Source organism: Haemophilus sp. UMB1048, from assembly GCF_030218125.1.
In the GTDB taxonomy this organism is placed as follows: domain Bacteria; phylum Pseudomonadota; class Gammaproteobacteria; order Enterobacterales; family Pasteurellaceae; genus Haemophilus_D.
Map to the genome: position 1 here is coordinate 148352 of NZ_JASOPB010000003.1, position 22326 is coordinate 170677.

Annotated in this window: 19 protein-coding genes; 2 read left to right on the forward strand and 17 right to left on the reverse strand. The window is 39.8% G+C overall.

Features of this window, described 5'->3' with window-relative positions; translation table 11 throughout:
- Positions 1-17 precede the first annotated feature (17 nt).
- From ftsZ to QP437_RS03990, 16 genes are all read right to left on the reverse strand, one after another.
- Positions 18-1325, reverse strand: coding sequence for a cell division protein FtsZ (ftsZ, locus tag QP437_RS03915; protein WP_014065037.1), 1308 nt, complete (start codon positions 1323-1325; stop codon positions 18-20).
- A gap of 86 nt (positions 1326-1411) precedes the next feature.
- On the reverse strand, positions 1412-2686 hold the full coding sequence (ftsA, locus tag QP437_RS03920) for a cell division protein FtsA (protein WP_065244312.1): 1275 nt from the start codon (positions 2684-2686) through the stop codon (positions 1412-1414).
- A gap of 27 nt (positions 2687-2713) precedes the next feature.
- Complete coding sequence (locus QP437_RS03925; protein ID WP_014065035.1) at positions 2714-3499, reverse strand: cell division protein FtsQ/DivIB; 786 nt, start codon at positions 3497-3499, stop codon at positions 2714-2716.
- Entirely contained in the window at positions 3499-4419 is a 921-nt protein-coding gene (locus QP437_RS03930; RefSeq protein ID WP_032822683.1) for a D-alanine--D-alanine ligase, read from the reverse strand. The genes QP437_RS03925 and QP437_RS03930 overlap by 1 nt, the downstream gene beginning before the upstream one ends.
- A gap of 58 nt (positions 4420-4477) precedes the next feature.
- Positions 4478-5905 carry a UDP-N-acetylmuramate--L-alanine ligase gene (gene murC / locus QP437_RS03935; protein WP_111314998.1) on the reverse strand — a complete coding sequence of 476 codons (1428 nt, stop codon included), beginning with the start codon at positions 5903-5905 and terminating at the stop codon, positions 4478-4480.
- Positions 5906-5979: 74 nt separating this feature from the next.
- The gene (gene murG, locus QP437_RS03940) at positions 5980-7032 is read right to left on the reverse strand and encodes an undecaprenyldiphospho-muramoylpentapeptide beta-N-acetylglucosaminyltransferase (RefSeq protein ID WP_285267016.1); all 1053 of its coding nucleotides are present in this window, start codon (positions 7030-7032) and stop codon (positions 5980-5982) included.
- 8 nt (positions 7033-7040) lie between these two features.
- Complete coding sequence (ftsW, locus tag QP437_RS03945; RefSeq protein WP_285267017.1) at positions 7041-8225, reverse strand: putative lipid II flippase FtsW; 1185 nt, start codon at positions 8223-8225, stop codon at positions 7041-7043.
- 15 nt (positions 8226-8240) lie between these two features.
- Positions 8241-9554 (reverse strand): UDP-N-acetylmuramoyl-L-alanine--D-glutamate ligase, encoded by a 1314-nt coding sequence (gene murD, locus QP437_RS03950; RefSeq protein WP_285267018.1) that lies wholly within the window; start codon positions 9552-9554, stop codon positions 8241-8243.
- 62 nt (positions 9555-9616) lie between these two features.
- Positions 9617-10699: a phospho-N-acetylmuramoyl-pentapeptide-transferase gene (mraY, locus tag QP437_RS03955; protein ID WP_014065029.1), complete on the reverse strand. Its 1083-nt coding sequence runs from the start codon at positions 10697-10699 to the stop codon at positions 9617-9619.
- Positions 10693-12063: a UDP-N-acetylmuramoyl-tripeptide--D-alanyl-D-alanine ligase gene (murF, locus tag QP437_RS03960; RefSeq protein ID WP_285267019.1), complete on the reverse strand. Its 1371-nt coding sequence runs from the start codon at positions 12061-12063 to the stop codon at positions 10693-10695. The genes mraY and murF overlap by 7 nt, the downstream gene beginning before the upstream one ends.
- Positions 12064-12071: 8 nt before the next feature.
- Positions 12072-13541, reverse strand: a complete 1470-nt coding sequence (murE, locus tag QP437_RS03965) for a UDP-N-acetylmuramoyl-L-alanyl-D-glutamate--2,6-diaminopimelate ligase (protein WP_285267020.1) — start codon at positions 13539-13541, stop codon at positions 12072-12074.
- 14 nt (positions 13542-13555) lie between these two features.
- Positions 13556-15376, reverse strand: coding sequence for a penicillin-binding transpeptidase domain-containing protein (locus QP437_RS03970; protein ID WP_014065026.1), 1821 nt, complete (start codon positions 15374-15376; stop codon positions 13556-13558).
- Positions 15377-15390: 14 nt separating this feature from the next.
- Positions 15391-15711 (reverse strand): cell division protein FtsL, encoded by a 321-nt coding sequence (gene ftsL / locus QP437_RS03975; protein WP_005696538.1) that lies wholly within the window; start codon positions 15709-15711, stop codon positions 15391-15393.
- Position 15712: 1 nt separating this feature from the next.
- Positions 15713-16681, reverse strand: a complete 969-nt coding sequence (gene rsmH / locus QP437_RS03980; protein WP_054418165.1) for a 16S rRNA (cytosine(1402)-N(4))-methyltransferase RsmH — start codon at positions 16679-16681, stop codon at positions 15713-15715.
- 77 nt (positions 16682-16758) lie between these two features.
- Positions 16759-17217: a division/cell wall cluster transcriptional repressor MraZ gene (gene mraZ, locus QP437_RS03985; RefSeq protein WP_005696540.1), complete on the reverse strand. Its 459-nt coding sequence runs from the start codon at positions 17215-17217 to the stop codon at positions 16759-16761.
- A gap of 208 nt (positions 17218-17425) precedes the next feature.
- On the reverse strand, positions 17426-19000 hold the full coding sequence (locus QP437_RS03990) for a carbon starvation protein A (RefSeq protein WP_285267021.1): 1575 nt from the start codon (positions 18998-19000) through the stop codon (positions 17426-17428).
- A gap of 202 nt (positions 19001-19202) precedes the next feature.
- Here QP437_RS03990 and QP437_RS03995 point away from each other — a divergent pair, with 202 nt between their 5' ends.
- Both QP437_RS03995 and QP437_RS04000 read left to right on the forward strand, forming a co-directional pair.
- The gene (locus QP437_RS03995) at positions 19203-19433 is read left to right on the forward strand and encodes a zinc ribbon domain-containing protein (RefSeq protein WP_285267022.1); all 231 of its coding nucleotides are present in this window, start codon (positions 19203-19205) and stop codon (positions 19431-19433) included.
- Positions 19434-19493: 60 nt separating this feature from the next.
- Complete coding sequence (locus tag QP437_RS04000; protein WP_285267023.1) at positions 19494-20045, forward strand: hypothetical protein; 552 nt, start codon at positions 19494-19496, stop codon at positions 20043-20045.
- Between the two features lie 195 nt (positions 20046-20240).
- On the opposite strand, the gene QP437_RS04005 is transcribed toward QP437_RS04000, so the two are convergent.
- Entirely contained in the window at positions 20241-22301 is a 2061-nt protein-coding gene (locus QP437_RS04005) for an ATP-binding protein (RefSeq protein WP_285267024.1), read from the reverse strand.
- Positions 22302-22326 lie beyond the last annotated feature (25 nt).

Below are 22326 nucleotides of genomic sequence, written 5' to 3' on the forward strand. Positions count from 1 at the left end.
CAAGATTACTTTTACTCTTATTTCTCATCACGACCAAATGATGCCGGATTGAAGAAATTAGGATTATTTCTTAACTGTTCTAAACGACTTGGATCAAGCGGTTTATTTAAGTTACCGTATTGCGAATTTTGTTCCTGTGCTGGTTCTGGTTGTGGATTATGTCTTAATGCATCTAAACCATGTAAACCAACTGGCGGTTGTGGTTGAATCGTTTCTTGCGCTACAGGTTGTTGAACTTGAGCTTGTTGCACTGTCGCTTGAGGACGAGCAATCACTACAGGCTCTGCTGAAACTACATCACCTAAACCTGTCGCAACGATCGTTACACGAATTTCATTGCTCATTTCAGGAACTAAACTGGTACCTACTACGATAGTTGCGTCTTCTGATGCAAAGCTACCTACTGTGTCACCTACCACGTTAAATTCGTCAAAGCCGAGATCCATACCTGAGGTAATATTAACAAGGATACCCTTAGCGTTAGAAAGATCGACTTTCTCTAATAAATCATTTTTAATTGCAAGACGTGCTGCTTCTTCTGCACGACCCGCACCTGGTTCACTTTGAGCTGAACCGAAACCAATCATTGCTTGGCCCATTTCCGACATAACTGTTCTTACGTCTGCAAAGTCCACGTTGATTAAACCTGGAGAGGTAATCATATCGGAGATACCCATAACAGAGTTACGTAATACGTCATTTGCAGCAGCAAAAGCATCAATTAACGTTGCATTTTTAGGGAGAACTTTTTGGATTTGTTGGTTAGGAATAATGATCATTGAATCCACATATTGTGAAAGATCTTTAATCCCTAATTCAGCAAATTGCATACGTTTTTTGCCTTCAAAGCTAAATGGCTTAGTAACAACAGCAACAGTTAAAATGCCTAATTCTTTCGCTACTTTAGCAACGATTGGTGCCGCACCAGTACCTGTACCACCGCCCATACCGGCTGCGATAAAGACCATGTCTGCACCCTCAAGCATTTTACGGATTTCTTCTTGGTCATCTTCAGCCGCTTTACGACCTACATTTGGGTTTGCGCCCGCACCAAGACCTTTCGTTGTTGCCCCACCAATTTGTACAGTTTGTTGAACTTGGCTTTTGCGTAATGCTTGTGCATCGGTATTCACCGCATAGAACACGATCTTACCGTGCTCATCGCTATCAATTGCACTTTCGCCCAAGAAATTACCATTGAATTCTTGTTGCACCATGTTAGCAACCATGTGGTTAACTGCGTTACCGCCGCCTCCACCAACACCGACAACCTTAATCAGTGCACCTGTTTGCTCTTCAAAATCACCATACTCTGGGTATAACATTTGCTGTTCTCCGTTACTGCTAATACTCTGCTAGCATATTAATAAAAGTTAAATCTTTCTCATTGTAAATGAAAAAGTCAAAATTATCAAAATTCTGATTTCACTTTGTTGAAAATATTTTTAAGGCCTTTCCAGAATTTTCTACCAACACCTTCATCACCATAGTTACTATCTACAGGATCATTATCACTATTTTGGTGATGATATTGTAGTAATCCGACTACAGTTGAATATTGCGGGCGATTTACATAATCCGTTAAGCCTGTAATATTCAATGGACTACCAATACGCACTTGGCAACCAAATACATTCGAAGCGCAATCTTTTAAGTCTTCAATTTGTGCACCACCACCGGTAATAACGACACCAGCAATTAATTCAAATTTAATATGTTTGCTTTCTAAATCTGCTTTAAGCTTATCTAATTCGTCCTTAACAACGCCTAATAGTTCAATATATCTTGCTGAAGTGATTAAAGATAAATCACTTTTTGTTAAAGCACGTGGCGCTCGCCCACCAATACTTGCTACTTCAATTTTTTTATCACCATGTAGGCGAGCTGGATACAATGCACTTGCATAGTTCACTTTAATGCGTTCGGCTTCTGCACGAGAAACGGTGCATGCATGAGCAATATCATTAGTGACAATATTGCCAGCATAAGGAATAACCTTGCTAAAGCGTAATGAACCATTGGTATAAACCATCACATTCATAGTACCCGCACCAAAATCGATTAAGCACACGCCTAAATCTTTTTCATCTTCAGTTAAAACAGAATGTGTTGCTGCAAAGCCGGAGAACACCACTTTATCAACTTGTAATCCACAACGCTCAACCGCTTTTTTCAAGTTATTTTGCCAGTCTTGGTGACAAGCGATTAGGTGTACATTTGCTTTCAAACGAACACCGTGTAGACCTAATGGATTTTTAATATTAACTTGTTTATCTACCGCGTATTCTTGAGGAATAATGTGTAATAAAGAAAGGCCTTCAGGTAATTTTACTGAGCTTGCTGTGTGTAAAGCATCATCAATCTCTTCTTGAGTCACTTCATTTTCAGAAATAGCAACGAAACCGCTCTCATTCAGGCTTTGAATATGTTCACCCGTAATTGCAAGAGTCACACTCATAATTTGGCAATCAGCCATTGATTCAGCCGCTTCAATAGCACGTTGGATAGAGTTAACAACGGCATCTAAATCAGTAATACTGCCACGATCAATCCCTTTCGATGGACAACTACCCACGCCAAGTACATTTACTACGCCATCAGGAAGCACTTCCCCAACGACAGCAACAACTTTTGATGTACCAACTTCAAGACCTACAATTACTTTCGGTTCCAACTCTTTTCCCATTTTCTTATTACACCTAATGAATTATTTTTATTTCTCTGTCAATCCAACCGCCGCTGATGCAGATGCATAGCGCAAATCTACATAATCAATTCGTTTACCTTCAGGCACTTCAATTTGTGGGTAAATCGTTACAAATCGATCTAATTTTGGTTTCCAATCTCCGCGCCCAAGTTTCAATACTATATCATTATCTAGCGTAACTTGCCACGCACCGCGGTCATCAATTCGCACACCTTTAACCACTAAATTTTTGGCTTTAAAATCGGCGAAAATTTGATTCCAAGCCTCTAAGACCTTCAAGCTTTGATAATCAGGACCACCTAAATAAGGTAAAGCTTTTTCTTTTAACTTATCCATCGGCAATTGGAAAACTGTTCCCTCTTTTGTGACGAACTCTGTTTTGTTCCAAATGGCGACTGGCTGATATTCTGATAACCAGATACTTAAACGATTTGGCCAAATTTTGCGAACTACCGCACCTTTTACCCAAGGGATCGTTTCAAGCTGCTCTTGAATTTGCTTAACGTCTTGTCCCCAGAAGCCCTTAAGTGAACCCATTTTGAGTAATACGTCTTGCACATCTGGATAAGTGGTAAATTCATTTTGGCCCACTAATGCGTAGGCTGTAATTTTTCTATCACCGTCTAAGCTTTCGAGCCAATTTTGCCAGTTTGAATAAACGAAATACCCTAGCCCCGCACAAAGTAACACCAAAGCAAGTTTAATCTGCAACATAAAACGGAACTTACCTTCTCCGTTAGATGAGCGACCAAATTGCGTTGGCGGTGTATTTTTGCGCTTAATTACATTCATTACGCACTCAACTCCAAAATTTTCACGACGAGTTGTTCAAATGAAATGCCGACTGTTGACGCAGATTTAGGGAATAAACTGTGACTTGTCATGCCAGGGTTTGTGTTTACTTCGACTAAACGGAAATTACCTTGTGCATCAGTCATCACATCAATGCGGCTCCAGCCACGACAACCCACAACATCATAAGCACGTTTAACTAATTTCGCTAATTCTTGCTCACGCTCAGCTGAAAGGCCGGCAGGGCAAAAATATTGAGTGTTATCTGAAATATATTTCGCATCGTAATCATAAAACTCACCTTCTGGCACAATGCGAACAGCAGGCAATACTTCGCCACCTAAAACAGGCACAGTTAATTCATCACCCGCTAACCACTCTTCAATCAAAATGGTGTTATCAAATTTGAGTGCATAATCGACCGCACTTTTTAATTCTTCGACTGCTTTTACTTTCGTTAAACCCACACTTGAACCTTCAAGAGATGGCTTAACCATCAAGGGTAAACCTAATTTTTCGACCACAGCTTGTGGGTTTAGTTCGTGAGCGTTTTCTTTCGTCACGATCTCCATATCGGCAACAGGTAAACCAAAGGCTTTCCATAACATTTTAGTACGCATTTTATCCATGGTTAATGCTGAAGCCATCACGCCACAACCAGTGTAAGGCAAACCGATTTGTTCTAATAAACCTTGCATGGTGCCATCTTCACCACCACGACCATGTAAAATGTTAAAGACACGATCAAAACCATCAGCCTTTAAATTCGCGACATTATATTCTTTAGGATCGATACCATGTGCATTATAACCTTGGCTCACTAATGCGTTTAACACGGCTGCGCCAGAATTAAGAGAAACTTCACGTTCAGCTGATGTGCCACCTAACAACACAGCAATTTTTTCTTGTTTTAAATTCATTGTTTTATCCTGTTTTCTTTTTATTCTTCATCAAAAGTTCGGTTATTTTTCAGTGTACTTATGCTTTCCAACGCTCAGCTAAACCACGAGAAATTTTGCTTACACTTCCCGCACCTTGGGCAAGAATTAAATCACCATCTTGAATAATTTGATCTAATACATCGCCAAGTTGTTCCGTATCAGAAACTAAAATTGGATCGACTTTTCCTAGATTACGAATAGAACGACAAAGTGCTTTACTATCTGCACCGACGATTGGTGCTTCACCTGCCGCATACACGTCTAACATAATCAATGCATCCACTTGGGATAATACTTGCACGAATTCATCAAATAAATCGCGAGTACGTGAATAACGGTGAGGTTGGAAGATCATGACTATACGTTTATCCCCCCAACCTTCGCGTGCCGCTTTAATTGTTACATCAACTTCTGTTGGGTGATGGCCATAATCATCTACTAAGCGTACCTTACCATTTGGACGAATAAACTCACCTAATTGGTCGAAACGTCTGCCCGCACCTTGGAAATCAGCAAGCGCTTCTAAAATCGCTTCATTGCCAATGCCTTCTTCTTTTGCCACAGCAAGTGCGGCTGTCGCATTTAACGCATTGTGTTTACCTGGTACATTCAATAATACATTGATACGTTCACCACTTGGGCAAACTACGGTGTAATGACCTTGGAAACCCGTTTGTTCATAATCTTCAATACGATAGTCAGCATGCTCGCTGAAACCATAGGTTAACACTTGGCGTCCAACTTGAGGAACAAGTTCCATTAATACCGCATCATCTGCGCACATCACCGCCAAACCGTAGAATGGTAAGTTATGTAAGAACTTCACATAAGTGGCTTTCATCTTCTCAAAATCACCACCGTACGTATCCATATGATCCGGTTCAATATTGGTTACCACAGAAACCATTGGTTGCAAGTGTAGGAAAGACGCATCACTTTCATCTGCTTCTGCAATTAAATAGCGACTTGCACCTAAATGCGCATTTTTACCGGCTGATTTAACTAAACCACCATTAACGAAAGTTGGATCCAATTTCGCTTGAGTATACACCATCGAAATCATGGCAGTAGTTGTGGTTTTACCATGGGTACCCGCAACTGCAATACCATGACGAAAACGCATAATTTCAGCTAACATTTGTGCTCGCTGAATCACGGGAATACGATTTTGTTTAGCGGCGATTAATTCTGGGTTATCTTCATGGATCGCGCTTGATACAACAACGACACTTGCCCCTTTCACATTTTCCGCTTGGTGGCCAATGAAAATTTTTGCGCCAGCTTGAGCAAGACGTTGAGTCACGACACCATCTGCAATATCAGAACCAGAGATATCATAACCTTCATTTAATAAAATTTCGGCAATCCCACTCATACCGGCACCGCCGATACCAATGAAATGAATTTGTTGAACCCGACGCATCTCAGGAATAATTTTTCTAATCTCGTCCGAAATATGTTTCATATTATTTCACCTTTATTTTTAACCGCACTTTTAGGTTAAGGGTTTTTATTTACTATCCCTCAACTTCTCTGTTCTTATTTCGCATTCTCTACAATGACATCAGCTACACGTTTAGCCGCTAATGGTGCTGACATTTCTTTTGCCTTAATCGCCATCGCTAACAAGGTTTCACGATCTGTTTTTTCTAAGAAATCAACTAACACATCCGCATTTAATTCATTTTGCTGAACGATTTTTGCTGCACCGACATCGGCAAGATATTTTGCATTTAAATATTGTTGTTGATCTTTGTGCTGGAATGGCACAAAAATTGCTGGAGTCCCCACTGCAGCTAATTCACATACTGTTAAGGCACCAGAACGACAAATCACCACATCAGCCCATGCGTAGGCTTCTGCCATATCATCAATAAATTCTGTAATTTTGACCGAATCTGCATGTTCACCATAAAGTGCAGTCACACTTTCAACAGAACCTTTACCTACTTGATGACGCACTTCTAGTTTATCTGCCAAACGAGCAACCACTTGTGGAATCGTTTGATTGAGTACGCGAGCCCCTTGGCTTCCACCCACGACAAGTACTCTCAATTTTCCGCTTCTTTCTAAAAAACGTGCTTGTGGTGATGGCATTTCAAATAAATCTTGGCGAACTGGGTTTCCTACAACTTCGGCATCTTTGAATGCTGTTGGAAAAGCTTGTAAAACTCGGGTTGCAATTTTAGCTAACCATTCATTGGTTAAGCCCGCTACGGCATTTTGTTCATGTAAAATAACCGGCACGCCACAAAGTTTTGCCGCAATACCACCTGGACCTGAAACATACCCGCCCATACCTAATACCGCATTAGGTTGATATTCTTGAATAATTTTACGAGCTTGTAGTACCGCTCTTAAAATAGCAAAAGGCGCACCGAGTAAAGCTTTTATGCCTTTACCACGTAACCCTGAAATTTGAATGAAACGGATCGGAATACCATGTTTTGGTACAAGCTGTGCTTCCATTCGATCTTTTGTGCCTAACCAGCAAATTTCCCAACCTTCTTTTTGTAAGGTTTGAGCAACCGCGATGGCAGGGAAAACATGTCCACCAGTACCACCCGCCATAACTAATAATTTTTTACTCATAAATATCCCTAATCATCTCTCAAACGTGCTTGACCACCACGTTGTAATCTATTTTCATGGTCAATACGCAATAAAATTCCCACAGTTGCTGACATAATAATGATACTTGAACCACCGTAACTCACTAATGGGAAAGTTAAACCTTTTGTTGGTAACATTCCTAAGGCCATGCCAAGATTGACGAAACCTTGGAAGAAAATCCAGAAACTAATACCTAAAGCAAAAAAGCCACGGAAACGCTGTTCTAATATGAGAGATTCACGTCCAATTTTCATCGCACGGAAAATCAATAACCCCAAGAGAATCACAACCACCAAAATACCAATAAAACCGAATTCTTCACCAATAATCGCCATGATAAAGTCAGTATGTGCTTCAGGAAGATAATCAAGTTTTTGAATGGAGTTACCCAGTCCTTCCCCACTAATTTCACCACGACCAAACGCCATCAATGAATTCGTTAACTGGAATCCTGTTCCGTAAGGATCTTTAAACGGCTCTAAGAAACCGGTAAACCGTTTTAAACGATAAGAGGCTGAAAGAACTAACCAAATAAAGAGAAGTATGCCTGTACCAATTAGCAAAATAAATTGCCAAAAATTTGCACCGACAATAAAAAGCATACCGAAAGTGATCACAAATAGTACCACGGTACTCCCTAAGTCAGGTTGAGCGAGTAAGAATACACCTAATACCCCCATCACAATGAAAGGCTTAACCGCACTGAATTTTTTACCACGCACTTCATCATAACGACGCGTAAAATAGCTTGCTAGGAAACAGGTTAGCGCTAGCTTGGCAAATTCCGCAGGCTGGAAATTTAAAATCCCTAAAGAAATCCAACGTTTAGCACCATTAACAGAAGTACCGATACCGAGAACCAGTATTAATAAAACAATGGCTAATAAGAAAATTTTAGCGTGCCACTTTTCCCATTGAGAAGAAGAAATTTGGAGAGTTAAATAACAAGTCGCTAAAGAAAGTAAGACATAAACGGCATCACGTTTAGCAAAATAGAATGTATCATTAAATACGCGTGCACTGTAAGGCATCGAAGCAGAAGTTACCGCCACCAAACCAATCAGTAATAGCACGACAAAAAGCCAAAACAATGCGCGATCGTAAAGTAATCCTTGCGGCGTCACTCTCGCCCATTGTTCATAATTTTGTTTAATTTTATTGATAAATTCCATTACTACCCTGATTCTTTAAGCTAATTTTGCTAAACGAGTAAACTCTTCGCCACGTTTTTCAAAAGAGGCAAACTGATCCAAACTTGCACAAGCAGGAGATAATAACACCATATCGCCTGATTTTAAATGTGGACGTAAAAATGAAATGGCTTGTTCCATGGTTTCAAACAAATGGCTTTGACTTGAAAGTGTCGCGAGTTGTTTGCCATCACGACCAAAGCAATATGTTGAAATATGAGGCTGATTGATTAAATCCTTTAATTCAGAAAAATCTGCACCTTTACCATCACCACCTAATAAAAGGTGTAACGTTCCCTCAACATATAAACCCGCTAATGCTGCAACGGTGCTACCTACATTAGTGGCTTTGGAATCATTAATCCAACGAACGCCATTAGCTTGATGTGCTAATTGGAAACGATGATCTAAGCCTTTAAATTGACGAAGTGCGGTACGAATTGCCTCTAAATTTATGCCTACTGCTTGCGCTAACGCTGTCGCCACTAAAATATTCATGTAATTATGACGGCCAACTAAGGTCGCTTCATCACAAGGTAAAATCACTTCCTCTTTCGCCATTAAGTACTGTTTACCATTTTCGGTTTTTAACCAGTAATCCGATTGATTTTCAGCAAAAGACACAACCTTCTTAGCTTGATTTTCACCTTCGCCAAACGTGAGTTTATCTTCTAAATTCACTACTGCTGTTTCCGCATTGTGGTAAATACGCAATTTGGCTTGGCGATAATCTTCTAAATCAACATAGCGATCCATGTGATCTTCAGTCACATTAAGCACTGTCGCTGCAGCCGCTTTCAAACTATAAGTGGTTTCAAGTTGGAAACTGGAAAGTTCTAAGACATAAAGATCACAATCTTCATTTAATAATGACAACGCAGGAATGCCAATGTTTCCCCCCATTCCCACTTTTATTCCGGCCGCTTTCGCCATTTCATAGACCAATGTTGTCACGGTGCTTTTACCGTTAGAACCAGTAATTCCTACAATTGGCTTCGTTGCTGCTCGGCAGAATAATTCAATATCGCCAATCACTTCTACGCCTGCCGAAAGTGCGGTCTGAATTTCTGGTATTTTTACCGCGAGTCCTGGGCTAATGACAATAGTATCGCTTTCAAGTAACCATTGTTGATTTAGACTACCTGTGTGTAAAGGAACATTTTTAGGTAATTGCTCTGCGCCAGCAGGATGTTCGCGTGTATCAATCACACGGATATTCGCTTGTTGAGATTGAAGATATTCAACGCAAGAAAGGCCTGTTTTTCCAAGGCCTATGATGGTGATAGTTTTATTTTGATATAGAGTTGTCATGTTGTTTTTCTTCTCTCGTATTCTGGGATCACGCAGGGTGCAACAAGTGCACCCTACAAAAATTATCTTAGTTTGAGCGTTACAAGCCCCATCAACACCAACATCAAGGATATAATCCAAAACCGAATAATCACTCTTGGTTCTGGCCAACCTTTTAATTCAAAGTGATGATGAATTGGTGCCATTCTGAAAATACGCTGCTTTCTTAATTTGTAGGAACCCACTTGTAAAATTACAGACAAGGCTTCAACAACAAATACACCGCCCATAATCACTAATAAGAATTCTTGACGAACAAGGATGGCAACAACACCGAGTGCGCCACCAAGTGCTAGAGAACCTACATCACCCATAAAGACTTGAGCCGGATAAGTGTTAAACCATAAGAATCCTAAGCCCGCGCCTACGATTGCGGTACAGAACACCACGACTTCAGAACTATATTTGATATAAGGAATATGTAAGTATTCTGCAAAATTAACGTTACCAGTCGCCCAAGCAATCAAAGCAAATGCACCCGCGACTAACGCTGTTGGCATGATCGCAAGACCATCTAAACCGTCGGTTAAGTTTACCGCATTGCCTGTGCCCACAATCACAAAGTAAGACAACACAATATAGAATAGGCCTAATTGCGGCATGATATCTTTGAAGAATGGAATCACTAAACGAGTTGCATCTGTATCATGACCTAACCAATACAACCAAATGATCGCCACTAATGCGACTACTGACATCCAGAAATATTTCCAACGCGCAATTAAACCATCGGTATTTTTACGTGTAATTTTACGGAAATCATCTACAAAGCCAATTGCACCATAACCAAACAATACAAACAAACAAATCCAAACATAAGGATTCGCTAAGTTGGCCCACAATAAAGTACTCACACCAATGGAGAATAAAATCATCACACCGCCCATAGTTGGTGTACCTTTTTTCGCAAAGTGACTTTCAGGACCGTCATTACGCACTTCTTGCCCAAATTTTAAAATTTGAAGGCGTTTGATCACTTTCGGACCAATCCATAAAGAAATGAAAAGTGCGGTCAATAATGCCAAAATCGCACGTACGGTAATATAGGAAATGGCATTGAATGCCGTTTCATAGCGAACTAAGTATTCAGCAAGCCAAACTAACATAAGCTATCCTTTAATGAATAAATCGTCTCTTCCATTTTCATTGAGCGCGAGCCTTTCGCTAATACGACGACTTTTTGGTTTTCTTGTAATTTCTGTTTAATAATATCTAACGCATAAGCTGTCAATTCAGCTTTATCTGTAAAATGTTTTCCCAAAACAGCTTCAGAAATGACCGCACTTTCCGTTCCGTAAGAAAGCACTAAATCTAATTTAGCTTGTTTAGCGTGCTCACCCACTTGTTGATGGCATTTTAGGCTATCCTCGCCTAATTCTTTCATATCGCCCACGAGTAGAATGCGGAAAGCATCATAACCTTTTAAAACATCGATCGCCGCTTGCAAGGAATCGACATTCGCATTGTAAGTATCATCTAATAAAAGGAGATTTTCATTCACTTGAATCGGGAATAAGCGTCCTTTTACTTGAGAGCGATGTTCAAGACCTGCTTTTACATCAGCAAGACTCGCGCCCACATTCATAGCAAGTGCGGTCGCTGCCAACGCATTTTTTACATTATGCTCACCTAAATAAGGCAAATTAATTTCAATACTACCTTTTGGCGAAACTAACGTAAACGTTGAGCCATTAGGTGAATGTTTTACATTTTCAGCTTTGTAATCGCCACCATTAAAATATTGAATAGCATGGGAACCAATTTCTTTTTGCCACAATTCAATATAATTATGTTCACTGTTAATAATCGCCACGCCATTTTGGGTTAAACCACGGTAGATTTCACCTTTCGCACGTGCTACACCTTCAATGGAGCCAAAACCTTCTAAATGTGCAGCTGCTACGTTATTCACTAATGCGGCCTCAGGCTGAGCAAGATGCGTGGTGTAATCAATTTCACCTTGATGATTAGCACCTAATTCAATAACAGCAAATTTATGTTGTTCGGTTAAGCGTAATAACGTTAATGGTACGCCAATATCGTTGTTAAAATTACCATTTGTGAATAACACGGCCTCAGGATTGCCTGCTGTTTGTTGCAGAATGGATGCGGTTATCTCTTTTACTGTAGTTTTACCTGATGACCCCGTCATTGCTACGGTACGAGGATTAATTTTTTCACGTAACCATTTTGCTAATTGACCAAGAGCTAAGCGCGTATCTTCAACAACCAATTGCGGCGTTGTAATTTGAGTGTTGGCTTGTTGCACAACTAAGGCTGTCGCACCTTGCTCAACGGCTTTATCTAAGTATTGATGTGCATCAAAATGCTCACCTTTTAAGGCAAAGAAAAGTGAGTTAGATACCGATTTACGCGTATCCGTATTGATATTTTCAACAACGGCCTGCTCATCTCCAATAAGATTAGCATTTAAAATTTGAGTAAGCTGTTGGGTAGTTAGTTTAATCATCTGTTTTTTTATTTTTTCGTTAAATAGGCTTCAGCCACTTCTTGATCAGAGAAATGAAGTGTTTTATCCCCAATGATCTGATAGTTTTCATGCCCTTTACCGGCAATCACAATCACATCATTTTCAACCGCATTCTCAATGGTAAATTTGATGGCTTCTTCGCGATCAGGAATCACACCAACATCTTCCATTCGACTAAAACCCGTAAGGATATCTGCTTCAATTTTATTTGGGTCTTCTGTGCGTGGATTATCTTGGGTTACGATCACTAAATCTGCAAACTGCTCAGCCGCTTTTGCCATCAGCGGACGCTTGCCTGCATCACGATCACCGCCACAACCAAAGATGCACCAAAGTTTGCCTTTACAATGTTCTCGCGCGGCATTTAATGCCTTTTCTAATGCATCTGGAGTATGAGCATAATCAACGATAACCGTTGGTTTACCTGCTTTCTTAATCAATTCCATTCTTCCATTTACCCCTTTTAGCTGTGAAACAGTACGGATAAGATCGTCGAAAGAATAACCTAAAGCCAATAAAACAGCCGTGGCTAACAGCAGATTACTCACGTTAAAAGCGCCAATTAATGGGCTATGTAATGTGCCATTACCCCAACTTGAAGCAACATCAATCACCGCACCTTCGTGAGTGAAACGAATCTGTGTTGCATAAAGCCATTGTTTAGAAGTTGGTTGAAAATCTGGGCGACAGCTGACGGCAATACCATTTGGTAATTCATTTAACCACGCAGCCCCAATTGGATCATCAGCATTGAGAATTTGTAATTCGGGGGCTAAATCAACGAAAAAGCGTTTTTTAGCTTCTGCATACTTTTCCATTGTCTCGTGATAATCCAAATGATCACGACTTAAATTGGTAAAAATAGCGGCTTTAAATTTAAGGGCTTCAACACGGTGTTGAACTAAACCATGTGAAGACACCTCGATAGAAGCAAAATCTGCCCCATTCTCTACAAAATCAGCAAGGTTTTCTTGAACTTCAACAGCTGAGCCTGTGGTATTTTTGGCTTCTTTAACTTGACCTAATAAACCATTGCCAATGGTGCCCATGACAGCGGCTTTATGGCCGAATAGCGTTGCCCATTGGGCTAATAATTGAGAAACTGTGGTTTTACCGTTTGTTCCAGTTACACCAACTAAAGTTAGTTTTTCGGAAGGATGTTCATAAAATTGACCTGCCAATGCAGAAAGATTGGCAGATAAATGATAATAATGAATCACTGGCACATTATTTTGCCATTGGATGCTTAAATGCTCATTTTCTAAATCTGTTTCTAAAACGATCGCACTTGCACCAGAACAAATGGCTTGAGGAACAAATTGACTCGCATCAAAACGATGCCCTTTTACTGCCACAAACAAATCACCTTGGGTAACCTTGCGGCTATCTAACACCATCGCCTTCACATTAATGTCTGAAAGCACCGGAAGATCAAAAAGTGCGGTCAATTTTTTCATTGTTTTGCCTTTTCTTAATTCATTTTTTCAAATTTTTGATCGCTTAAGCGAACGGTACGTCTTGCTGTTTTTTCTGTTGGTTCTGCATCTGGTGCAATACCATTAGCACGTAAGGTATAACCCATAATGCTAGAGAACACCGGTGCAGATACCGCACCACCATAGTACTGCCCTGCTTTCGGATCGTTAATCAAAATAACTAATGCATAACGTGGATCGCTAATTGGTGCAATACCCGCTGTAAATGCCACATATTTATTAACATAGTGACCATTTTCAATTTTACGCGCTGTACCTGTTTTCACACCAACACGATAACCTTCAACCATCGCACGTTTATTTTTGATCGCGACTTTTTCTAACATACCCACTACGTCTTTCGTGATTTTCTCAGAGAATACACGTTGACCAATGACTGGCGGATCGACTTTTGTGATAGAAAGCGGACGATAAATCCCGAAGCTACCTAAAGTCGCATAAGCGCGCGCAATTTGTAATGGTGTTGAAGTAATACCATAACCATAAGCTACAGTAGCACGTTCGATATCAGCCCAACGTTTACGGTTTGCATTTAATACACCACGTTGTTCACCAATTAAGCCTAACTCTGTATCTTTACCTAAGCCCGCATTTTGGTAAGTTTCCATTAATGCAGAAGGTGGCATACGTAACGCAAGACGGCTCACACCACGGTTACTAGAGTTAATCAAAATTTCATCTAAGGTTTGTTGTGGGCGAGGTGCCACGTCCACGATTTCTTTACCACTCACAGTAAATGAACCTGTATTAATCACTTCATCACGTCTCGCTGCGCCACGTTGAAGTGCGGTCAAAACAACGAAAGGTTTTACGGTTGAACCTGGTTCAAAGGTATCCGTAATCGCACGGTTACGTTTTAATTCATCTTTAACATTAGCCAAGTTGTTTGGGTTGTAAGAAGGCGCTGTTGCCATTGCTAACACTTCACCCGTACGCACATCTACCAATACTGCAGTACCAGATTCAGCTTTGTTCTCAGTTACCGCTTTTTTGATTTCGCGATACACCATGGATTGCAATTTTTCATCGATGCTTAAGGTCACATCTTGTGCATCGTATTTTTTCTCATCTGCAATATGCTCAACCACGTTACCACGTTTGTCTTTACGTACAACACGCGCACCGTCTTTACCCACTAGCATTGAGTTAAAGCTCGCCTCAACACCTTCAATCCCTTTACCATCAATATTGGTAAAGCCGATTAATTGAGCCGCTTCTTCTACACGTGGATAAAAACGACGTGGTTCAGTTTCTAATGAAATACCTTTAATTTTGAGGTCACGGATATAATTTGCTTTGCCCGCTTCTACTTGACGTGCTAAATACAAGAAACCTGATTTTGGATTTTTCTCAATTTTTTTCACCAACTCAGCAGGTGTCATATTTAATTCGTTAGCAAGGGCTTTGATACGTTCTTTATCCTCTAATGCATTTTCTTTTAACATTAAACGAGGTTCAGCCACGATCGCGCTCATCGGCACACTCACCGATAACAATTGACCGTTACGATCTAAAATTGAACCACGAACAGAGAGGACATCATCTTTACGTAATGAACGTTTGTCCGCTTCACCAGATAGGGTTTCAGAATTAACAGATTGCACATAAGCAGCACGAGCCACTAATGCGCCTAAGCCTAAGAAAATAAAACTTGTCGCGATGAGATAACGACCACGAAGGAAACATTTCTCAAACACCATTTTCGGTTTGTTTGGTTTTACTGACGCAGGTTGAGCCAATTTTCTAATTGTTTTCTTTGGCTTTCCTGGTTTCTTAGAGGAATTAAATCTAACCATTTTATTCAAAATCCCTATTCAAAAATAACTACTTCTTGTTCACTTTGAACACGTTGCATTTTTAATGTACCAATCGCAATGGATTCAACTCTTGTATTATCACTTTCGGTTGCTTCTTGTAATTGTAAATTGCGATATTCGTTTTCAAGGGCTTGGTGTTGTAATACCAACTGCCCGTTTTCAGAAATTAGGCCCCGTGTTTGATGCGTCATCCAAATTGTGCCCATTGCAGAAGCTAAAATTAATAAAAGTAAGACGACAATTAATTTATTAGAAGAAAAAATATCTTCAACGAGAATATGTTGTAAAGGATAACGTTCGCTATTTTCTAACATCTTATTTCACCCTTTCCGCAATACGTAAAACCGCACTTCTTGAACGTGGATTTGCCGAAATTTCTGCCTCACTCGGCTGAATCGCTTTACCAATGATTTTTAACTTTTGATTACGTTGAATTTGATCTTCACGTAGTGGTAAGCCTCTTGGAATATCCTCGCCTTTGCTTTGCTTACGCATGAAATGTTTTACCATTCTGTCTTCAAGTGAATGGAAACTGATAATCGATAAACGCCCTTCAGGGGCCAACATATCTAATGCAGAATTTAATACACTTTCTAACTCATCTAATTCCGCATTAATATAAATTCGAATGGCTTGGAAACTACGAGTCGCTGGATGCTTATGTTTATCTTTAAACGGAACAGATTGAGCAATTAATTCAGCGAGCTGAGAAGTACGACTCAAGCATTCTGTGCCATTTTTAACCGCACTTTTATTAAATTCTACGATGGCAGTGGCTATTCGTTTTGCAAAACGCTCTTCGCCGAAGGTTTTTAACACCCAAGTTAAATCATCAACGGATACTTGTTTTAGCCACTCTGCTGCTGATAAACCTTGTGTGGTATCCATGCGCATATCTAACGGACCATCTTTCATAAAACTGAAACCACGCTCAGCTTCATCAAGCTGTGGAGATGACACCCCTAAATCCAGCAAAATGCCGTCAATTTTACCAACTAAATCGAGTTTTTGACAGATGTCTGGAATGTGAGAAAAGCTATTATGTTCAATATGAAAACGAGGGTCTTGAATTTTTTCAGCTTCAGCAATGGCACGAGGATCGCGATCAATAGCAATTAAACGACCATTTTCAGAAAGCTGGGAGAGAATTAGACGAGAATGACCACCACGACCAAAGGTACCATCGATATAAATTCCGTTTTCTTTCAACGCCAAACCATTCACCGCTTCATGAAGCAAAACCGTGATATGTTCAGGTGCAGAAAAGGAATTTTGCATAGTCATAAGTAAACGTTAAATCAAAATCGATAAAGAGAAGATAGAGCGGCGCAAGCACCGCTTATCCTGCTAGTGCTGCTGTTCTATAATGACAGCATTTTTAGTTCTTCAGAAGCTCCGAATTCAGCACTTGAGCCAATTTCGATATCTTCATCAATTTGTGCATACCATTCGGTATCACTCCAAATTTCAAATTTATTCAACTGCCCTACCAACATTAAGCCTTTTTCTAATTTTGCGTGTTGACGTAATGGACCACTTAATAAAATACGACCTTGGGCATCCATTTCACATTCAGTGGCATAACCGAGCATAACACGTTGTAAACGGCGTTGATTTGGGTCAAAGTTGGAGAGTGAAAGTAGTTTTTGTTCGATTTTTTCCCACTCATCTAAAGGATAAAGCAATAAACAAGGCTGACGAATATCAACGGTACAAACCATTTGGCCTTGGTTCTTTTCCATGATTTCAGCGCGATAACGAGTAGGAATCGCTACACGACCCTTCGCATCTAAATTTACCGCTGCTGCACCACGAAACATTTTTCTACCTTTAAACGTTTATTTTTAGAAAAATTAGCAGAATTCTCCACAAAATTCCACTTTTCACCACTTTGTGTAAGTTTATCGGTTGTAGCCTTAACTTGCAAGCAATTAAAACGTAAAGATTGGTAAATTTTGGTAATAAAATAAATAAAAAAACCGTTTGAGGTTTTCCTCAAACGGTTTTTCAATTTTTAACTCAATTTGACTAGTTATTTACATAAGCTTCTTCGTCACGTGCACCTAATGGTTTAAGCTGTGTGAAGAATAATACTAAACAAAGAGCTGTTAAACCTAAGCCGATATAAACAGATAATTGATAGTCTAAACCGAAACCAATTTTGTTGTATGCTAGGTAAGTGAAACATACTGTACTGATAAATACCGCAGGGATTGTACATACCCAGTGGAATTTATTATAACGGTATAAGTATGCTGCTGCAGTCCATAACATTACCATTGCTGTGGTTTGGTTTGCCCAAGTGAAGTAACGCCATAAGATTGAGAAGTCGATTTTTGATACGATAAAACCAAGCGTAAATAATGGAACAGCAATCATTAAACGTTTAGCTAAGGTTTTTTGCTCTAAGTTGAAGAATTCTGCAATAACAAGACGTGCCGCACGGAATGCTGTATCGCCTGATGTAATAGGAAGAACAACCACACCTAATACTGCAAAAATACCGCCGACAAAACCTAAGAAGTGGATAGAAGAATCATAAACCACTTTAGAAGGAGAACCTGCTTTAATTGCAGCTAATAAGTCTGGTAAAGAATCATAGAAACTTAAACCAACCGCACACCATACTAATGCAATCACACCTTCACCGATCATCGCACCGTAGAAAATGAAACGTGCTTCTTTTTCGTTTTCAGTACAACGCGCCATTAACGGGCTTTGTGTTGCGTGGAAACCAGATAATGCACCACAAGAGATGGTTAAGAACAAGAGTGGCCATAATGGTAAATCTGCACGGGTTTCAAAGTTTTGGAAGAATTTCTCAAAAGACATACCGTCCACAGAACGATAGAAAGAAATTGGATCCGCTGAGCTAAGATCTGCACTGACTAAACCATATACCATACCCACAGACATAAATAGCAATAATGCGCCGAAGAACGGATAGATACGGCCAATGATTTTATCAACTGGAAGTAATGTCGCAAGAATATAGTAAATGAAGATGATAGCAGTCCAAACACTGATAACAGTCGCTTTATCCATACCCCAAACGGTAATACCACCTGCTTCAGCTACTTGATGGATTTCTTCCGCATTGCTAATAGAAATGCTACCTGCAGCTGCACCGAATACGTCCATAGTGATCGTACCCATTAATTGAGCAGGACTTGCTACGAATACCACACCTACTAATAATAAAAGCACAACAGCTAATACGTTAATGAATGCTTTAACTGGACGACCTAAATATTTACCTGCAAGGTTTGGCATAGATGCCCCACCATTACGCACACTTAACATTCCGCAGAAATAATCGTGTACCGCACCAGCAAAGATACAACCCACTACAATCCAAAGCATTGCAACTGGTCCGTATAACGCACCAAGAATTGGACCAAAGATTGGGCCTGTACCAGCAATGTTTAACAATTGAATTAACCAAATCTTGGTTTTAGACATTGGCATATAGTCAACGCCATCATTCATGGCATACGCTGGCGTTTGACGATTTGGATTGATCACAAAAATGCGCTCAATCACTCGACTATAAAAGAAATAACCTGCAAGCAATAACGCCACGCAGAAGAAAAACCACAACATAAAAAATACTCCTCAGGAATAAATGAATACCGAAATCTAGCCATATACTAGACTTCGTCGGCGGTATTCTAAGTTAAAATTCTCAAAATCAAAATTTTAATTTTTACAATGTTTCAAATTTGTGATCTATATCACGTTTATCATTACGCTTTTTTCACTTACAATAAGCTCATAAATTCAAATAATTAAAAAAGGATCATCAATGGCTATTACTCGCTGCCCTGAATGTCGTAAAAAAATCAGCGAATCCGCTCAATTTTGTCCAAATTGTGGTTTTTCTTTTAAAGAAGATCTTGAAATTTACAAACAAAAACTCGAAGAACGACGCCAGCATAATGCCGAAATTAATCGAAAAAGCACTAAACTTCACCTTATTTGGTTCGCTATTTTCACCATCGTTATTTTGCTCGCAAGTTGGCTGACAGGAGAATAAAAAGTGCGGTCAAAAAATAATGAAAATTTTGACCGCACTTTAATTAGAACCCAATCCGTCGTGTCATTGCAGAAAATGCTAGTTTCACCTCGAGGGGTATTTTTTATTGATTTAGTTCAATGGTTTTTACATATTAAGGAAGCATTAAAAATGAAATTACTTCAAATGATTTTTCTGGTATTGATTGTCAGTGCATGTAGTAGCCCTAAGCCTGATAACTTTGCCAACGCAAAATACGAGTTTGCACAATTTGTAAGAATGGCAGTACATTTAGATGACCAATTCATTCATGAAGCACACAATTACCGTGCTGAAAATAGACATCTAACTGGCGATAAAGCGCAAAAACAAAAAAGCATGCTTAAATGGCTTAAGGAAATTCATAGTAAGCAAATTCAAAAAATGAATAGCTTAGAGATTGAAGATCCCGAAGTTAGCAGATTGAGAACGCTCTTTATCCAAAACAGACTAGATACTGAAAAAGCTGTTGAGAATGATGGATATGCAAAAAAAACAAGCGCAAAAGCGATGGAAATAAATCAAAAAATAGAACGTAATAAAACGGAATACCGCCAATTATTTGATACTTTGAAGAAAAAATATCCAGCTTAAATAAATACAAGTGGTCAAAAAAGAATAAAATTTTACAAACCCCGATGCTAAATTGCCATTTGCTTACGCTAAAGATGGTATTTCTTGTACCTTCTCTATTGTACCAAATGCATTAGGTAAAGATTACGAAGTACAAAACACTATAGAATGAGCTAAAAAACCTCCACAAATTCCTTGTGGAGGTTTTATTTTGAGTTAACAGAACCCTATCCGTCTTGTTGTTGCAGAAAACTCGGGTTTCACTTCACATTCGCCTTGCAGTGCAATTAACCAATCTTGCACCTTTTGAAAAGGCGAAAATTGGTGACGACGAGCCACTGCAGCAAAATCGCCTGGAGTCAGCAAATTAAGCGATTCAATCTGACTTAAATCCTCTTCCGATAACAACGGCAACCCTAAAATTTCTGCTTGTTGTTTAGCAAAATCTAAGCGTTGTGGCAGCGTTAAATAATCAAACTTCAATTTTAAATCAAAACGCCGTAATGCTGCCGGATCAAGCACTTCAATCAGGTTTGTTGAAACCACCATCAATCCCTCAAAACGTTCAATTTGCGTTAGCATTTCATTTACTTGTGAACGCTCCCAGCTTTGATTTGCGCCTTCTCGAGAAAATAAGAACGTATCCACTTCATCTAGCACCAATAATGCATTATCGGCTTTCGCTTGTTCAAAAGCTTGTGCGATATTCCGTTCTGTCCCGCCCACATAAGGATTAAGCAGATCAGAGCCTTGTCTTAGCAACAGCGGCATGTCCAACTGTTCCGCAAGCCATGCTGCCCAAGCAGTTTTCCCTGTTCCTGGCGGACCATAGCAACAAATTCGCCCTTTTTTCGACTGTTTTAACCCTTCACTAATACGATGAATATTGTCATTACAAGCCACATAATCCAAGTTATAGTCGGTTTTGCCTAAAACAAGCGGCTCAATTTTCTTTTTGCCTTGTGCCTGTAAGGTTTCATTAAAGAGCGCAAGCAAAACCTCAGAAAAAGCTTTTTTGCCGTTATCAACCGCATTTGCTACATTGAACACGCGCGTTAAAATCGCCGGTGAAAGTGACCGCACTTTGGCAAAATGCTGCACGTATTCCGCCGTTAATTTACCGCCTGCCAGCTGCGAAATTAACGCCGATTTATTTTTCAGCGGTAAATCCGGCATTTCAAACACAAAATCAAAGCGACGCAAAAAAGCCGCATCTATGCTGTGTACCGAATTGGATAACCAAATCATCGGCACGTTATTATTCTCCAGCAACTGATTTGTCCATGCTTTATTTTTTTGTGCAACAGAACGCTCCATGAGCGAGCCGTTAAACACATCTTCAATTTCATCAAAAATTAAAAGTGCCTGCTTGCCGTTCAATAACGTTTGAGCAAGACGACTGTAATTCAAACGTTGCTCTGCCTTCACAACATCACCGTCAGAATCCATGTAAGTAATGTTATACGCCGAAATCTCCAATGCCTGAGCAAGCACCCCGGCAAATTCAGTTTTACCGGTGCCTGGCACGCCATAAATTAAAAGATTCACACCTTTCTGATGATGTTTTAGTGCCTGTTGCAAATAAGTCAACATCATATCTTTCATGCTAGCAATATGTGCAAAATCATCCAGTTGCAAACTTGGCACTTGAGGTATTTCTGTACAAGATTTCAACAGCGCATATTCATTTAGAGGCTGTGTTACAAATTCATCAAAATCTAAGGTTTCGCCCCACGCTAAATAATCTTGCACACCATCTAGGCGATAATTCCGATCAATTAGCCCATAAGCATCGAGTTTACTGCCTTTCTTTAAGGCGGACAGAATCTCATTTTTCGGCTGTTTCAGTAAATCCGCCATGAGCGCAGCCGTTCTTTGCAAATCCGATTTAGGCAAGCACTTAAACAAATCTTGCATAGGTCCTTCACTGCGTAAATGCATGGCAAAGCGGAGAAGTTCCTGTTCAACGGGATTCAGCTGCAAAAATTCTGCCAAACTTGCTAAATTTTCATAAGCTTGTTTCCATAAGTCCGATAAAAGTGCGGTGGATTTTTGGAGTGTTTTATAACGTTCTTTTAAAAGCCGACGAGCAACCGTGCGTAAATTTTTATCATTCTCTAATTCTTCAGGCAGCCCAAACGCACTGGCAATTTCATCACTTCGCCAACTACTCTCCCGAAACACTTCAGAAAAACCTTTATGCTCAAATAAAACTTTAAGCATCATATTTTCAGTATAAGAAGACACTGTCGGTGGATTTAACTTATATTCGGACATAAAAAATACTCCTTACTGGGTTGAT

What these genes read in the sequence shown, in the direction of transcription:
- ftsZ (WP_014065037.1), bottom strand. Translation starts at nt 1,325, where the DNA reads ATGTTATACCCAGAGTATGGTGATTTTGAAGAGCAAACAGGTGCACTG.
- ftsA (WP_065244312.1), bottom strand. Translation starts at nt 2,686, where the DNA reads ATGGGAAAAGAGTTGGAACCGAAAGTAATTGTAGGTCTTGAAGTTGGT.
- QP437_RS03925 (WP_014065035.1), bottom strand. Translation starts at nt 3,499, where the DNA reads ATGAATGTAATTAAGCGCAAAAATACACCGCCAACGCAATTTGGTCGC.
- QP437_RS03930 (WP_032822683.1), bottom strand. Translation starts at nt 4,419, where the DNA reads ATGAATTTAAAACAAGAAAAAATTGCTGTGTTGTTAGGTGGCACATCA.
- murC (WP_111314998.1), bottom strand. Translation starts at nt 5,905, where the DNA reads ATGAAACATATTTCGGACGAGATTAGAAAAATTATTCCTGAGATGCGT.
- murG (WP_285267016.1), bottom strand. Translation starts at nt 7,032, where the DNA reads ATGAGTAAAAAATTATTAGTTATGGCGGGTGGTACTGGTGGACATGTT.
- ftsW (WP_285267017.1), bottom strand. Translation starts at nt 8,225, where the DNA reads ATGGAATTTATCAATAAAATTAAACAAAATTATGAACAATGGGCGAGA.
- murD (WP_285267018.1), bottom strand. Translation starts at nt 9,554, where the DNA reads ATGACAACTCTATATCAAAATAAAACTATCACCATCATAGGCCTTGGA.
- mraY (WP_014065029.1), bottom strand. Translation starts at nt 10,699, where the DNA reads ATGTTAGTTTGGCTTGCTGAATACTTAGTTCGCTATGAAACGGCATTC.
- murF (WP_285267019.1), bottom strand. Translation starts at nt 12,063, where the DNA reads ATGATTAAACTAACTACCCAACAGCTTACTCAAATTTTAAATGCTAAT.
- murE (WP_285267020.1), bottom strand. Translation starts at nt 13,541, where the DNA reads ATGAAAAAATTGACCGCACTTTTTGATCTTCCGGTGCTTTCAGACATT.
- QP437_RS03970 (WP_014065026.1), bottom strand. Translation starts at nt 15,376, where the DNA reads ATGGTTAGATTTAATTCCTCTAAGAAACCAGGAAAGCCAAAGAAAACA.
- ftsL (WP_005696538.1), bottom strand. Translation starts at nt 15,711, where the DNA reads ATGTTAGAAAATAGCGAACGTTATCCTTTACAACATATTCTCGTTGAA.
- rsmH (WP_054418165.1), bottom strand. Translation starts at nt 16,681, where the DNA reads ATGACTATGCAAAATTCCTTTTCTGCACCTGAACATATCACGGTTTTG.
- mraZ (WP_005696540.1), bottom strand. Translation starts at nt 17,217, where the DNA reads ATGTTTCGTGGTGCAGCAGCGGTAAATTTAGATGCGAAGGGTCGTGTA.
- QP437_RS03990 (WP_285267021.1), bottom strand. Translation starts at nt 19,000, where the DNA reads ATGTTGTGGTTTTTCTTCTGCGTGGCGTTATTGCTTGCAGGTTATTTC.
- QP437_RS03995 (WP_285267022.1), top strand. Translation starts at nt 19,203, where the DNA reads ATGGCTATTACTCGCTGCCCTGAATGTCGTAAAAAAATCAGCGAATCC.
- QP437_RS04005 (WP_285267024.1), bottom strand. Translation starts at nt 22,301, where the DNA reads ATGTCCGAATATAAGTTAAATCCACCGACAGTGTCTTCTTATACTGAA.